The sequence below is a fragment of the Streptomyces sp. NPDC000075 genome (assembly GCF_040301925.1).
Classification (GTDB): domain Bacteria; phylum Actinomycetota; class Actinomycetes; order Streptomycetales; family Streptomycetaceae; genus Streptomyces; species Streptomyces polychromogenes.
Window position 1 is genome coordinate 1 of sequence record NZ_JBEPFL010000050.1, and the last position, 13,180, is coordinate 13,180.

General features: G+C 76.5%; 15 protein-coding genes. 8 read left to right on the top strand and 7 right to left on the bottom strand.

Annotated features, from left to right (window positions below):
* Window positions 1-52: 52 nt before the first annotated feature.
* Window positions 53-559, top strand: a complete 507-nt coding sequence (locus ABT403_RS35960) for a hypothetical protein (protein WP_351650726.1) — start codon at window positions 53-55, stop codon at window positions 557-559.
* A gap of 909 nt (window positions 560-1,468) precedes the next feature.
* Here ABT403_RS35960 and ABT403_RS35965 read toward each other — a convergent pair.
* Genes ABT403_RS35965 through ABT403_RS35975 form a run of 3 tightly spaced genes read right to left on the bottom strand, consistent with a single transcriptional unit; the run spans window position 1,469 to window position 4,138 of the window.
* Window positions 1,469-2,500: an NAD(P)/FAD-dependent oxidoreductase gene (locus ABT403_RS35965; RefSeq protein WP_344158073.1), complete on the bottom strand. Its 1,032-nt coding sequence runs from the start codon at window positions 2,498-2,500 to the stop codon at window positions 1,469-1,471.
* Window positions 2,497-3,030, bottom strand: coding sequence for an isoprenylcysteine carboxyl methyltransferase family protein (locus ABT403_RS35970; RefSeq protein ID WP_344158956.1), 534 nt, complete (start codon window positions 3,028-3,030; stop codon window positions 2,497-2,499). The genes ABT403_RS35965 and ABT403_RS35970 overlap by 4 nt, the downstream gene beginning before the upstream one ends.
* 40 nt (window positions 3,031-3,070) lie before the next feature.
* A complete protein-coding gene (locus ABT403_RS35975; protein WP_344158076.1) occupies window positions 3,071-4,138 on the bottom strand; it encodes a type III polyketide synthase in 1,068 nt (355 codons plus the stop codon).
* 89 nt (window positions 4,139-4,227) lie between these two features.
* Between ABT403_RS35975 and ABT403_RS35980 the strand changes: the two genes are divergently transcribed.
* Entirely contained in the window at window positions 4,228-5,082 is an 855-nt protein-coding gene (locus ABT403_RS35980) for a UbiA family prenyltransferase (protein WP_344158079.1), read from the top strand.
* Window positions 5,083-5,122: 40 nt separating this feature from the next.
* Here the strand turns inward: ABT403_RS35980 and ABT403_RS35985 are convergent, their stop codons facing one another.
* Entirely contained in the window at window positions 5,123-6,160 is a 1,038-nt protein-coding gene (locus ABT403_RS35985) for a PHP domain-containing protein (protein ID WP_344158082.1), read from the bottom strand.
* Between the two features lie 91 nt (window positions 6,161-6,251).
* On the opposite strand from ABT403_RS35985, the gene ABT403_RS35990 reads away from it, so the two are divergent.
* On the top strand, window positions 6,252-6,674 hold the full coding sequence (locus tag ABT403_RS35990; protein WP_344158085.1) for a YjbQ family protein: 423 nt from the start codon (window positions 6,252-6,254) through the stop codon (window positions 6,672-6,674).
* A gap of 12 nt (window positions 6,675-6,686) precedes the next feature.
* Here ABT403_RS35990 and ABT403_RS35995 read toward each other — a convergent pair whose 3' ends face one another.
* Both ABT403_RS35995 and ABT403_RS36000 read right to left on the bottom strand, forming a co-directional pair.
* Complete coding sequence (locus tag ABT403_RS35995) at window positions 6,687-7,445, bottom strand: VOC family protein (protein WP_344158958.1); 759 nt, start codon at window positions 7,443-7,445, stop codon at window positions 6,687-6,689.
* 107 nt (window positions 7,446-7,552) lie between these two features.
* Window positions 7,553-8,062, bottom strand: a complete 510-nt coding sequence (locus ABT403_RS36000) for an HPP family protein (protein WP_344158088.1) — start codon at window positions 8,060-8,062, stop codon at window positions 7,553-7,555.
* Between the two features lie 247 nt (window positions 8,063-8,309).
* On the opposite strand from ABT403_RS36000, the gene ABT403_RS36005 reads away from it, so the two are divergent.
* The 4 genes from ABT403_RS36005 (at window position 8,310) to ABT403_RS36020 (ending at window position 11,752) form a co-directional block, all read left to right on the top strand.
* On the top strand, window positions 8,310-8,489 hold the full coding sequence (locus tag ABT403_RS36005; protein ID WP_344159012.1) for a hypothetical protein: 180 nt from the start codon (window positions 8,310-8,312) through the stop codon (window positions 8,487-8,489).
* A gap of 116 nt (window positions 8,490-8,605) precedes the next feature.
* Window positions 8,606-9,571 carry an isopenicillin N synthase family dioxygenase gene (locus tag ABT403_RS36010; RefSeq protein WP_344158091.1) on the top strand — a complete coding sequence of 322 codons (966 nt, stop codon included), beginning with the start codon at window positions 8,606-8,608 and terminating at the stop codon, window positions 9,569-9,571.
* Window positions 9,572-9,678: 107 nt separating this feature from the next.
* Window positions 9,679-10,212: a GNAT family N-acetyltransferase gene (locus ABT403_RS36015; protein ID WP_344158094.1), complete on the top strand. Its 534-nt coding sequence runs from the start codon at window positions 9,679-9,681 to the stop codon at window positions 10,210-10,212.
* A 178-nt stretch (window positions 10,213-10,390) separates the two neighbouring features.
* Window positions 10,391-11,752, top strand: a complete 1,362-nt coding sequence (locus ABT403_RS36020) for an FAD-dependent oxidoreductase (protein WP_344158097.1) — start codon at window positions 10,391-10,393, stop codon at window positions 11,750-11,752.
* A 49-nt stretch (window positions 11,753-11,801) separates the two neighbouring features.
* Here the strand turns inward: ABT403_RS36020 and ABT403_RS36025 are convergent, their stop codons facing one another.
* Window positions 11,802-12,263, bottom strand: coding sequence for a hypothetical protein (locus tag ABT403_RS36025; RefSeq protein ID WP_344158099.1), 462 nt, complete (start codon window positions 12,261-12,263; stop codon window positions 11,802-11,804).
* 58 nt (window positions 12,264-12,321) lie between these two features.
* On the opposite strand from ABT403_RS36025, the gene ABT403_RS36030 reads away from it, so the two are divergent.
* Window positions 12,322-13,143 (top strand): NADPH-dependent F420 reductase, encoded by an 822-nt coding sequence (locus ABT403_RS36030; RefSeq protein ID WP_344158101.1) that lies wholly within the window; start codon window positions 12,322-12,324, stop codon window positions 13,141-13,143.
* Window positions 13,144-13,180 lie beyond the last annotated feature (37 nt).

The following is a 13,180-nucleotide window of genomic DNA, read 5'->3' on the forward strand; positions in this document are numbered from 1 at the left end:
GCCTGCTCGCACCAGCGCCGAATATGCGGCATATGCCAAAAAAGTTCTGTTGATGCCGCCGGCCCGCGCGGCCCGTCCCGCACCCACCCGCCCCGTACCCACCCGCCCCGTATCCGCCGGGGCCGCGCACGAGGCCGACGCCATAGCGGTCCGTGCGGCCCGGCGCGGGGGAGTGCTGGGGCATGCGCTGCGCTGGCCGACGGCCGCCGCCCTGCTGTTCTGCGGGGTGCTGCACCTGCCCGGGGACCTGGCGCAGCCGCCCGACCCCGGCCGGCTGGTGCCCCTGGCGGTGGCCCTGCTCTGCCTGCCGCTGGGCGCCCTGCTCGCCGTCCGGGACACCCCGGCGGTGTGGCGGGGGGCGGCGGTGGCCGCGCTGGCCGTGGTCGCGCTGCACATCGTCGGCGGGGTCGCGTTCTTCAACCCCCTCGAAGGCACCCTCGGCGCGCCGTACCCGTGGGCCGGGGTCGCGGCGGTGCTCGGCGCCGGCGCGGCGGCGGTCCTGGCCGGGGTCGCACTGGCCTACCGTCCGCACCGCCCCCGCACCGACGAAGAAGCCTGACCCCCACCCCGGAAGCCCCCGGCCGCCCACGAGCGACCGGGGGCTTCCCCCTCGGTACCCCTTGCCCGAGTGGGCCCAGACGCCCGGCACCACGACCACCCAGCGTCCCGGCGCTCGCCCGCCCCCACGCTCCCGCCCGCCCGGCGCGTCGGCAACGCCACAGCCGGTGCCGCCCCCGCCCCGCACCCGCCCCGCCCGCCACGTACCCGCCCGTCCCGGCCTGGCTCGTCGCGCGCCCAGCCGCCCCGCCCCGCCTCGCCGCGCGGCAGGCCTGCTCGCCTCGCCGCGCACCCGACTCGCGTCGCCGCGCGGCCTGCCTCGCCGCGCGCCCGGCCTAGCCCGCCTCGCCCGCTGCGCGCCCAGCCCGGCCCGGCTCGCCGCGCGCCCGCCAGCCTCGCAGCGCACGCAGCCCGGCCCGCTGCGCACCCGACCCGCCCGCCGCGCCACCAGCCCCGGCCCGCCCGCCACGCACCCACCTGGCTCGGCCCGGCTCGCTGCGCGCCCAGCCGCCCCGCCTCGCAGCACGCCCGCCAGCCTCACTGCGCCACTCGGTCCGGCCCGCCCGCCAGGCCCGGCACGGTGCGCCACTCGGCCTGGCCCGCCCGCCACGCACCCGCCCGGCCCGGCTCGCTGCGCCACTTGGCCCGGCCCGCCCGCCACGCATTGCCCGGCCCGGCCCGCCGCGCCGCGCACCTGACCCGCCTCGCCCGCGCACCTGCGGTGCCCGCCGCGCGTCCGGCCCGGCCCGCCTCGCCGTCGGCCCCGCCCGCCGCGCAGCCGCCCGACCCGGCCCGCCTCGCTGCGCACCCGGCCCGCTCGCCTCGCCCCCGGCGCCGGCGCACCCGCCCCGCCCGCCGGCCGCCCGGCGGGCTGGCTCCGCCCGCCGGGCGGCCGTGGTCGGGAGGGGGCTCACCGGGCCAGGAGGTTCACCGCCCCCGTGAACACCCCCGGCAGCCGGGCCGCCAGTGGGACGATCCGGCCTGCCAGCGGCGTCCGGCGGCGGGCCCACAGCAGGGACGAGGTCAGGGTTCGGTAGGTGCGCGACAGTTTCCGCCAGGCCCGCTCGTACTCCTGCGGGCGGCCCGCGCGCACGCACCGTACGAGTTCCCCCGCCGCCGAGACCGCCAGGGTCAGCCCCTCCCCGGTCAGCGCGTCCACGTACCCCGCCGCGTCCCCCACGAACAGCACCCGCCCCGCCACCCGGGTCCGCGCCCGCTGGCGCAGCGGCCCGGCGCCGCGCACCCCGCCCCGGTCGGGCGGCGGCGGAAGGCGGGCCGCCAGCAGCGGGAAGCGGGCCAGCTGCACGTCGAACGGCGCCTGCTCCGACGTCAGCACCGCCACCCCGATCCGGTCCGCCGCCAGCGGGGTCACGTACGCCTCCGCGCCCGGCGCCCAGTACACCTCGACCAGGTCGCTCCACGGGGCCACCGCGTAGTGCCGGCGCAGTCCGTACCGGGCCGGCCGCCCCGGCGCGGCCGGCACCCCCAGGCCCAGCCCCCGCCGCACCGGCGAGTGCAGCCCGTCCGCCGCCACCAGGTAACGGGCCGTCAGCCCGGCCGCGCACACCCGCCGCCCGTCCTGGCGGACCTCCCCGACGCGCCGCGCCAGCACCCGTACCCCGAGCGCCGCCGCACGGTCGGCGAGCGCCGCCTGGAGGTCCGTACGGCGGCACCCGCGTCCGGGGCCCGCGCGGAAGAGCCCCTCCGCGCGCAGCCCCGTCACCCCGTCCACATAGCCGATGCCGTGGAACGGACGCCCCGTCACCACCACCCCCAGCTCCTCGAACCGGCGGACGGCGCCCGGCATCAGCCCCTCCCCGCAGGCCTTGTCGACCGGCGTCGGACGCGGCTCCAGGACCACCGCCTCCAGCCCGGCCAGCGCCGCGTGGATCGCGGTCGCCAGCCCGGCCGGGCCGCCGCCCGCCACGAGCAGGTCGATCACCGCACCAGGCCCAGCAGCGGATCGGCCGTACGGGCGTAGGTGAGCGCGGAGTTCTCACAGCGGATCCGCACCCGCAGCAGCACGGCGTTGAGCACGGTGAAGGCCAGCGCCGTCACCCACGCGGTGTGCACCAGCGGCAGCGCCAGCCCCTCCAGCACCACCGCCGCGTAGTTGGGGTGCCTCAGCAGCCGGTACGGCCCCGAGGCCACCAGGGGCAGCCCGGGCACCACGATGACCCGGGTGTTCCAGCGCGGCCCCAGGGACAGCACGCACCACCAGCGCAGCACCTGCGCCGCCACCAGCACGCCGAGCGCGGGCCAGCCGAGCGCGGGCAGGAACGGCCGGTGCACGGCCTCCGCCGCGCAGCCCGCCAGCAGGGCGGCGTGCAGGGCGACCATGGCCGGGTAGTGGCTGCGGCCGTACTCCCGGCCGCCGCGCGCCAGGCTCCAGGCGGCGTTGCGCCGGGCCGTGGCCAGCTCGGCCAGCCGCTCGGCGACGACCAGGGCGAGGAGGAGGAAGTACCAGGTCAGTGGGGTCGAGGGGATCGACGGGAACAGCGGCATGGGCACCTCACCAGCGCAGCAGGACGAGTTCGGAGGCGAAACCCGGACCGAAGGCGAGCATCAGCCCCACCGATCCGGGCGCGGGCGGCCCGGCGGCCTGGACGGCGCCGAGGATGTGCAGGACGGACGCGGAGGACAGGTTCCCCACGGCGGCCAGCGACCGGCGGCTCGCCGCGAGGGCGTGCCCGGGCAGGCCCAGGGAGCCGGCCAGCACGTCGAGGATCTTCGGGCCGCCCGGATGGCAGATCCAGACGTCGACGTCGGAAGGCTTGAGGTCGTGCCCGGCCAGGAAGGACTCGACCTCCTCCACCACGTGCAGCCCCACCAGCTCGGGCAGTTCCCGGCCCAGCACCATGCGCAGCCCCCAGTGGCCGATGTCCCAGCCGAGGAGGTGCTCCGTGCCCGGGTAGAGGCGGCCGCGCGCGTCGACCACCGACGGGCCGCCGGAGCCTTCGTGCAGGGGGTGCCCGGCCCCCACCGCGACCAGGGCCCCGGCCCCGTCACCGAAGAGGGCCCCCGCCACCAGGTTCGCCATCGAGGTGTCGGAGGGCTGGAGGGTCAGCGAGCACAGCTCCACGGACAGCAGCAGCGCGGCCTGCCCGGGGCGCCCGGCGAGCTGTTCGTGCAGCATCCCCAGCCCGGCGGCGCCCGCCGCGCAGCCCAGCCCGAAGAGCGGGACGCGCCGCACGCCGGGCCGCAGCCCGGTCCGGACCGCGAGCCGGGCCTCCAGGGACGGGGTGGCGAGCCCGGTGACGGTCGTCGACACCACCAGCCCGATGTCCGGCCCCGTCAGTCCGGCCCCGGCGAGGGCGCCTTCGACGGCCTCGGCGCCGAGTTCCAGGGCGGTGCGGAGGAAGAGGGCGTTGGTGGTGCCGAAGTCGGCGTCCGGGCCGTAACGTTCCAGCGGCTGGGCGAGGTGGCGGGAGCCGACCCGCACCGAGGCGTGCACCCGGCGCAGCAGGGCGGCGTCGGCGTCCGAGCCGGGCGGCAGGCACCCGACCAGCGCCCGCGTGATCCGATCCTGCGGATAGAGGTGGGGCGGGAACACGCTGCGCACCGACAGGACTCGGGTCATTGGCCCAACATAGGGAAGAACCGGGCGAACCGGGGTGAAGCGCGCGAAAGGCGTGAATCCAACGTGCCGTCACGGCGTAGCGTGACGCCGTGCCCGCCCCCTCGCCCGCCTTCCCCCTCCCGACGGCCCCGGTGGGCGGCCTGCTGCGGGCCTGCCACCCCCTCCCGGCCGCCGCCGTCACCCTGTTCGCCGCCGTCCTGGCGGCCGCCGCCGGACGCGGGACCGCCGGGACCGCCCTCACGGCGGCGGCCGTGGCGGCGGGGCAGCTCTCGGTGGGCTGGTGCAACGACCGCGTCGACCTGACGCGCGACCGGGCCGCCGGCCGCCGCGACAAACCCCTGGCCACGGGCGGGGTCCCGGCCGCCGCCGGGACCGCCGCCGCCCTCACGGCCCTGGCCCTGTGCGTCCCGCTGTCGCTGGCCCCGGGCCCGGCGGCCGGCGCCGCGCACCTCGCCGGGGTCGCGGCCGCCTGGGCGTACAACCTGCGGCTCAAGGCGACGGCCGCGTCCTGGCTCCCGTACGCCGTCGCCTTCGGCCTCCTCCCCGCCTTCGTCACCCTCGGGCTGCCCGGCGCGCCCTGGCCGCCGCCCTGGCTGACCGGCGCCGCCGCGCTGCTCGGCGCGGGCGCCCACTTCGCCAACGTCCTGCCCGACATCGCCGACGACCTCGCCGCCGGCGTGCGCGGCCTCCCGCAGCGGCTCGGCGCCCGCCGGGCGGCCACGGTGGCCGCGCTGCTCGTCCTCGGTTCGGCGGCCCTCCTGGTCCTGGGCCCGCCGGGGCACGTGACCCCGTACGGCTGGCCCCTCCTGACCCTTACGGGCGCCCTGCTCCTGGGCACGTCCCGGGCCCCGGGCCGGATCCCGTTCCTCGGGGTGCTGGCGGTGGCGGGAGCGGACGTCCTGCTGCTCCTGGCGCGCAGCGCCGGCCATGCCGCGGCCTGGTGACGGGGCCGCCGGCCCGGCCTGATCCGGCGATCAGACACCCCTAGCCCGGCACCCGCCGGGTGCGCGTCCAGGCCAGCAGGTCCTCGGCCGGCCAGGTGTTGACCACCCGCTCCGGCGGGACCCCGCACTCCGCCGCCCGGCCGCAGCCCAGGATCTGCCAGTCCAGCTGGCCCGGGGCGTGGGCGTCGGTGTCGACGGCGAAGAGGACCCCCGCCCCGACCGCCAGGCGCAGCAGCCGGCGCGGCGGGTCCAGGCGTTCGGGGCGGCTGTTGATCTCCACCGCCGTCCCCGACTCCGCGCAGGCCGCGAAGACGGCCCCGGCGTCGAAGGCGGACTCCGGCCGGGTGCGCCCGGTCACCAGCCGGCCCGTGCAGTGCCCGAGGACGTCCATCAGCGGGTTGCGCACCGCCGCCAGCAGCCGCCGGGTCATCGCCGGGGCCTCCATCCGCAGCTTGGAGTGCACCGAACCCACGACCAGGTCGAGCCGCTCCAGCAGCTCCGGCTCCTGGTCGAGCGAACCGTCCGGAAGGATGTCGCACTCGATCCCGGTGAGCAGCCGGAACGGCGCCCACCCCGCGTTCAGCTCCGCCACCACCTCCAGCTGCTCCCGCAGCCGCTCCGGCGACAGGCCCCGCGCGACCTTCAGGCTCGGCGAATGGTCCGTGAGCACCGCCCACTCGTGCCCGAGCCCGGCGGCGGCCCGGCCCATCGCCTCGATCGGGCTCCCGCCGTCCGACCAGTCCGAGTGCAGGTGGCAGTCGCCCCGCAGGGCCGCGCGCAGCGCCAGGGCGGCCGGGGAGGGCGGGGGCCCGGCGGGCATCGCCGCGGCCTCGTCCTCCAGCCCCCGCAGGTACCCCGGAACCTCCCCGAGCAGCGCCTCGCGCACCACCGCGGCCGTCTTCGGCCCGATCCCCCTGACGGCCTCCAGCGTTCCGGCGGCAGCCCGCTCCGCCGTCTCCGCCGCACCCATCCGGGTCAGTGCCGAGGCCGCCGTACGGAAGGCCCGGACCCGGTAGGTGGGGGCCTGCGCCCGCTCCAGCAGGAAGGCGATCCGGTCCAGCGCGGCCACGGGGTCCATCGGCACCACCTCACGCCGCCAGTGTCCCAACCCGCCCGTACGGCGGCGAGCGCTCGGCGCAACCGTGGCCCGGTGCGCGATCATGGCCCGTATGTCCGACCGATTCACCACCCGGGTCCTCGACCTGACGACCGGCCGCGCCGAGACCGTCACCGACCTGACCCGCCACTGCGAGCGCTTCCTCGCCGAGGCCGCGGCCGGCCGCGACGGCCTCCTCAACGTCTTCGTCCCCCACGCCACCGCCGGCATCGCCGTGATCGAGACGGGCGCCGGCAGCGACGACGACCTGCTCGGCGCCCTGCGCACCCTGCTCCCCGCCGACGACCGCTGGCAGCACCGGCACGGCTCCCCGGGGCACGGCCGCGACCACGTCCTGCCGGCCTTCGTCCCCCCGCACGCCACGCTGCCGGTCGTCGGGGGCCGTCTCCAGCTCGGCACCTGGCAGTCGGTCTGCCTGGTCGACACGAACGCCGACAATCCGGAGCGTCAGGTGCGCCTGTCGTTCCTCGGCTGAGCCGACCGCGGTTCAGTCCGCGCCCTCCTCCCCGGCCTCGCCGATCCGCTCGGTGAGGGTGAACAGGGCCCCGTCCGGGTCGCGCAGCATGATCGAGCGCTCCCGGCCGTCCGAGGTGACCACCGAGACCGTCCGCCCGCCGAGGTCGAGGGCCGCCTCGACGGCCGGGTCGAGCTCCGGGACCCGGAAGTGGACGTGCCAGCGCGGCCGGGTGTGCGGGGTGTAGGCCCCGACCTCCACCGGCCCGCTGTCCAGCCGCGCGACCGGCTCCCCGCCCTGTCGCAGGACGACCTGCTCCTCCTCGTACGAGACCTCGCAGCAGCCGGCGCGGCCCGTGGCCCACTCCAGGACCTCCCCGTAGAACAGGGCCGCGTCGAAGGCGTTGCGGGTGCGCAGCTCCAGCCAGGCGGGGGAGGAGCCCCGCCCCACGCGCCAGCCCGCGGAGACCGGGCCCTGCCAGATCCCGAACACCGCCCCGTCCGGGTCGGCGACCAGCGCCGCCCGGCCGCCGCCGGGGAAGGAGACCGGGCCCACCGCCACCGTGCCCACGCGCTCGCGGATCCGGGCCGCCGCCACGTCGACGTCGTCGACGGCGAAGTACGGGGTCCACGCCACCGCCACGGCCAGGTCCCCGGCCAGCGCCCCGATCCCCGCGACCGGTACGCCGTCCAGCACCGCCACGGAGAAGGCCGAGCCGAGCCGGGCCGGCCGGAACGTCCACCCCGCGACCGCCCCGTAGAAGCGCTGGGAGGCCTCCAGGTCGCGGGCCATCAGACTCACCCAGCAGGGGGCCCCGAACACGTCCTTCGTCGAAATCTCCACGGACTAGGAGTAGCGCCCGGGCCCCCTCGGTGCGGCGCAGGCGCGCCAGCGGGTCATCACCACCAGTAGGCGGGGTACCTCGGGGCGGTGCGGCGGATGCGGGACCCGGCGTATCCGGTGAGCACCAGGAGCACGGTCGAGCCGAAGAGCAGCGGGACGAAGCGGCCGGGGGCCGGGGCCTGGAGCACGGTCACCACGGCCGTGGCCACGGCGGGGGAGTGCGGGGTGCGGGCGAGGGTCAGCAGGGCCAGCGTGAGCCCGGCCGCCACGGCCGCCGCCCAGGCCGACCCGCCCGCGGCCGCCAGCACGGCGTAGCCGCAGGCCGCGCCGATCATATGGCCGATGATCACCCCGCGCGGCTGGGCCAGGGGCAGGGTGGGGGCGCTGTGCACCAGCGCGGCGCTGGCGGCGAGCGGCGGTATCAGCACCGGCTCGTGGATCGCCGCGCCGATGGCGACGAGGGCCAGCAGCACCGTCGTGGCGGCGCTGACGCTGTGGAAGGCGGCCACGGCGCTGGGCCGGGGCGGGGCGCCGGGAACGGTGGGGATACGGGTGGGAGCAGGCATGCGGGAGCGGGATTTCGGTGCGGGGCCGGGGCAGGAGGGGGGCGGGCGGCCCCGCCCGCCCTGGTGGTCGACCGGACGGCGGGCCGCGCGGCCGGGGTGTGTGCGGCCGTCGCGTTCCGGACATGACTGTATCGACCATCCGTGTGCGGCCGGGCGCCGGGGGTATGCGCCCGTGATGCGGATGCGGATGCGGATGCGGACCGGGGCGGGGCCGACGGCCCCCGGCGGCAGCGAAGGAGCGGCAGGCATGACCACGCACCCCAGGCCCTCCGGGGCCCCGGACCCCGACGCGCCGCGCCCCGCGCCGCCCGCCGAGGGCGGCGAACCGGCCTGCCTGCTCCACCGGGTCTGCCCCGCCTGCGGGCGCCTGGCCGAGGACCCGTCGCCGTACCACTGCGCCCACTGCGGCACCGAGCTCCCGGAGTAGGGCGCCACCGGCCCCCGGGCGGGACCCTTTCCAGGGCACTTTCCGCCGTGCGGCGGCCCCGGACGCCCCCGAAGCCCTACGCTCGTCCCGGTCCCCCCGGTGGAAGGCAGGTCCCCATGGCGAAGTCCCAGGTCCCCGTCATCGATCTCGCGGGGTGGCGTTCAGGCGGCCCCGCCGAGCGCGCCCGGATCGCGGGCCGGGTGGACGAGGCCCTCCAGACGGCCGGGTTCCTGCTGGTCACCGGGCACGGGGTGGACCCGTCCCTGCCCGCCCGGATCAGGGAGGCGGCGCGCTCCTTCTTCCGGCTGCCGCCCGAGGCGAAGCGGCCGTACGCGGTCAGCGTGGGCGGACGCGGCTGGCTCGGCCCCGGCGCCGAGGCCAACGCGTACGCCGAGGGGACGGCCTCGCCGCCCGACCTCAAGGAGTCCTGGTCCTTCGCGGCCGAGGAACCCACCGGCGTGCCCTCGGTGGACGCCGAATGGTTCCGGCCGAACACCTGGCCCGCCGAAGTGCCGGGTCTGCGCGCGCCCGTGACCGCGTACCTGACGGCGATGCGCGCCCTCTCCGACGAGCTGCTGGAGCTGCTCGCGGTGGCCCTGACCCTGCCCGAGGACCACTTCACCCGCCACACCGGCCACCCCACCTGGGGGTTCAACCTCAACTGGTACCCCGGCACCCGCAGCGTGGGGGAGCCCCTGCCCGGACAGTTCCGCATCGGGCCGCACACGGACTTCGGCACGGTCACCGTCCTGGACCGCGAGCAGGGCGCGGGCGGCCTCCAGATCCACACCGACGCCGACGGCTGGCAGGACGCCCCCTGGGACCCGGGGGCGCTCACCGTCAACATCGGCGACCTCCTGGCCCGCTGGACCGGCGACCGCTGGCGGGCGGGCCGCCACCGGGTCCTGCCGCCGCCCGCGCACGCCCCGGCGGAGGAACTGGTCTCGCTGGTCTACTTCTACGAGTGCGACGCCCACACCCGCGTCGAGCCGCTGCCCGCCCCGGTCGGCCGGGTGGCGCACGATCCGGTCGACTCGCACGCCTACCTGCGCGCGAAGCTGGACCAGATCACCGTCGCCTGACCCCGCCCGCCCGCCCGCCCCGCCCCGGCACTGCCCGCCCCGGCACCGCCCGCCCCGGTACCGCCCCGATTACCCCTGGTCGGGCCGGGTTCGGCAGGATGTGGGGCATGACCGAGATCCGCACCCCCCGCCTCCTCCTCCGCCGCTGGACCGACGACGACCTCGTCCCCCTCGCGGAGATCACCTCGGACCCCGACGTGATGCGCTGGATCGGCGACGGTTCCGTGCTCGACCTGGACGGGACCGCCGAGGCCATCGAGCTCTGGGAGGAGGAGTGGGACGACGAGGGCTTCGGCGTCTTCGCGGTCGAGCTCCTCGCCTCCGGTGAGCTGATCGGCGCCGTCGGCCTGTCCGCCGCCGACGACCTGCCCGAGACGCGGCACCAGGTGCGGGTCGAATGGCGCCTCGGCCGGCCCTTCTGGGGCCAGGGCTACGCCTCCGAAGCGGCCCAGGCCAGCCTGGAGTTCGCCCTCCAGGACCGCGGCCTCGACCGGGTCGTCGCCGTCAACCGGGTCGGCAACGAGGAGTCCGCCAACGTGATCCGCAAGCTCGGCATGGCGCATGACGGCGACACCGTCGACCCCGCCACGGGAGCCCCCGTCGCCCTGTACGGCATCGACCTCACCGAGTACGAGGGCTGAGCCGGGGGAGCCGCCGCCCCGGGGGCCAGGGCGGCGGCGGCCGCCAAGCAGAAGGCGGGCTTGGGGAAGTCATAAGGTGGGCTTATGAGGCCATAAACAAGAGGCGGGTATGGGGTTAGGGTGGCCTTAGTTTAGGGTTTCCTTGATCAGTCCGATTGTCGGTCGAAGGGACCCTGTCATGCCTCGCCCCCTGCGGGTAGCAATCGTCGGCGCCGGCCCCGCCGGTATCTACGCGGCCGACGCGCTGCTGAAGTCCGAGGCGGCCGCCGAACCCGGCGTCTCCATCGACGTCTTCGAGCGCATGCCCGCGCCCTTCGGCCTGATCCGGTACGGGGTCGCCCCCGACCACCCCCGCATCAAGGGCATCATCACCGCCCTGCACCAGGTCCTCGACAAGCCGCAGGTCCGCCTCTTCGGCAACGTCGACTACCCCGGCGACATCTCCCTCGACGAGCTGCGCTCCTTCTACGACGCCGTGATCTTCTCCACCGGCGCCACCGCCGACCGCGCCCTCGGCATACCGGGCATCGAGCTCGACGGCTCGTACGGCGCCGCCGACTTCGTCTCCTGGTACGACGGCCACCCGGACGTGCCGCGCACCTGGCCGCTGGAGGCCGAGAAGGTCGCCGTCCTCGGCGTCGGCAACGTCGCCCTGGACGTCGCCCGCATCCTCGCCAAGACCGCCGACGAGCTGCTGCCGACCGAGATCCCGCCGAACGTCTACGACGGCCTCAAGGCCAACAAGGCCCTGGAGGTCCACGTCTTCGGCCGCCGCGGCCCGGCGCAGGCGAAGTTCAGCCCGATGGAGCTGCGCGAGCTCGACCACTCGCCCAACATCGAGGTGATCGTCAACCCCGAGGACATCGACTACGACGAGGGCTCGATCGCCACCCGCCGCTCCAACAAGCAGGCGGACATGGTCGCCAAGACCCTGGAGAACTGGGCGATCCGCGACACCGGCGACCGCCCGCACAAGCTCTTCCTGCACTTCTTCGAGTCCCCGGCCGAGATCCTCGGCGAGGACGGCAAGGTCGTCGGCCTGCGCACCGAGCGCACCGAGCTCGACGGCACGGGCAACGTCAAGGGCACCGGCGAGTTCACCACCTGGGACGTCCAGTCCGTCTACCGGGCCGTCGGCTACCTCTCCGACGAACTGCCCAAGCTCCCCTGGGACGTCGAGTCGGGCACCGTGCCGGACGAGGGCGGCCGCGTCATCGAGTCCGGCGCGCACATGGCCTCGACGTACGTCACCGGCTGGATCCGCCGCGGCCCCATCGGCCTGATCGGCCACACCAAGGGCGACGCCAACGAGACCGTCGCGAGCCTCCTCGACGACCACGCCAACGGCCGGCTGCTCACCCCCGCCGCCCCCGAGCCCGAGGCGGTCGAGGCCTTCCTCGCCGAGCGCCGGGTCCGCTACACCACCTGGGAGGGCTGGTACGCGCTCGACGCCGCCGAGAAGGCGCTGGGCGAGCCGCAGGGCCGCGAGCGCGTGAAGATCGTGGAGCGCGAGGACATGCTCGGGGCGAGCGGCGCCTGAGACACCGGTGGGGCCCGCCGTCCGGCGGGCCCCACCGCCGTGCGCGGGGTCAGTCCCGGATCGAGGTGATCTTCTTGGTCCGCAGGTCGGCCTGCACGTGGACGGTGGTGGTGGTGTCGCCGCTCCACGTCAGCGTGACCGAGGCGTTGGTCTTGCCCATCCCGCTGTCGACGGAGGTCACCTTCCACTTCAGCGGCACGTTCTGGGCGCGCAGCACCCCGTTCGCGTGGTTGGCCTCCTCCCACTGCCGCAGCTCGGCCTGGAGGGACTCGGAGAGGTAGAAGGAGCGCAGCCGGTCCGCGGTGCGGCCGTCGCCGTCGTAGACCGCGTCGATGTACGCGCCGTAGAAGTCGGCGATCCGGGTGAACGCCCCTTCCGGGCTGCCGGAGACGGACGGCGGGGCGGCGGCGGTGGCCGAGGTCCCGCCGGCGAGGGCGAAGGAGAGGGCGGCCGCACCCAGGGCGGCCGTGAGGGCGACGGACGTGGTGCGCTTGGCAGGGAGCTGGAGCATCGTCGGTACCTTTCCCCGTGATCACGTGCCGGTACGGTCCCCGGCTGCCCCGGAAGACGTGCCGGCTCCGCCAAGGGGTTCTCCTTGTCCGGGAAATGGCGAGATTTCGCTCGTACGGGCGATCTGCGCCCCCGAGTCCGCCGAGCGGCGGAATGCGGCGGCCCGGGCGGCGGTTGCGACGGACGCGACATCCGACTCCGCACGCACTGGAGAGCTCATGAAGATCGGCATCATCGGCGCCGGCAACATCGGCGGCAACCTCACCCGCCGGCTCACCGCCCTCGGACACGAGGTCCGCGTCGCCAACTCCCGCGGCCCCCACACCCTGACCGCCCTCGCCGAGGAGACCGGAGCCACACCCGTCACCGTCGAGGAGGCCGCCCTGGGCGCCGAGATCGTCGTGGTCACCGTCCCCTTCAAGAACGTCCCCGACCTGCCGGCCGGGATCTTCGACGGCGCCGCCGAGGGCTTCGCCGTCATCGACACCAACAACTACTACCCCCGCGAGCGCGACGGCCGTATCGCCGCCGTCGAGGACGAGGGCCTCACCGAGAGCCGCTGGACCGAACGCCGGCTGGGCCACCCGGTGATCAAGGCCTTCAACGGCACCTACGCGGCCGACATCCTGGAGCGGCCCCTCCCGGCCGGCCACCCGGACCGCATGGCCCTGCCCGTCGCCGGTGACGACGAGGCGGCGAAGAAGGCCGTCCGCGCCCTGATCGACGAACTCGGCTTCGACACCGTGGACGCGGGCGGCATCGACGAGTCCTGGCGCCAGCAGCCCGCCACCCCCGTCTACGGGCTGCGCGCGGGCGCCGACGCGGTGACCCGCGCCCTGGCCGAGGCCTCGCCCGTCCGCCCGGAGGCCTTCCGCGGCTGAGCCCGTGGGCTGAGCGCGTGGGCTGAGCCCGTGCCGG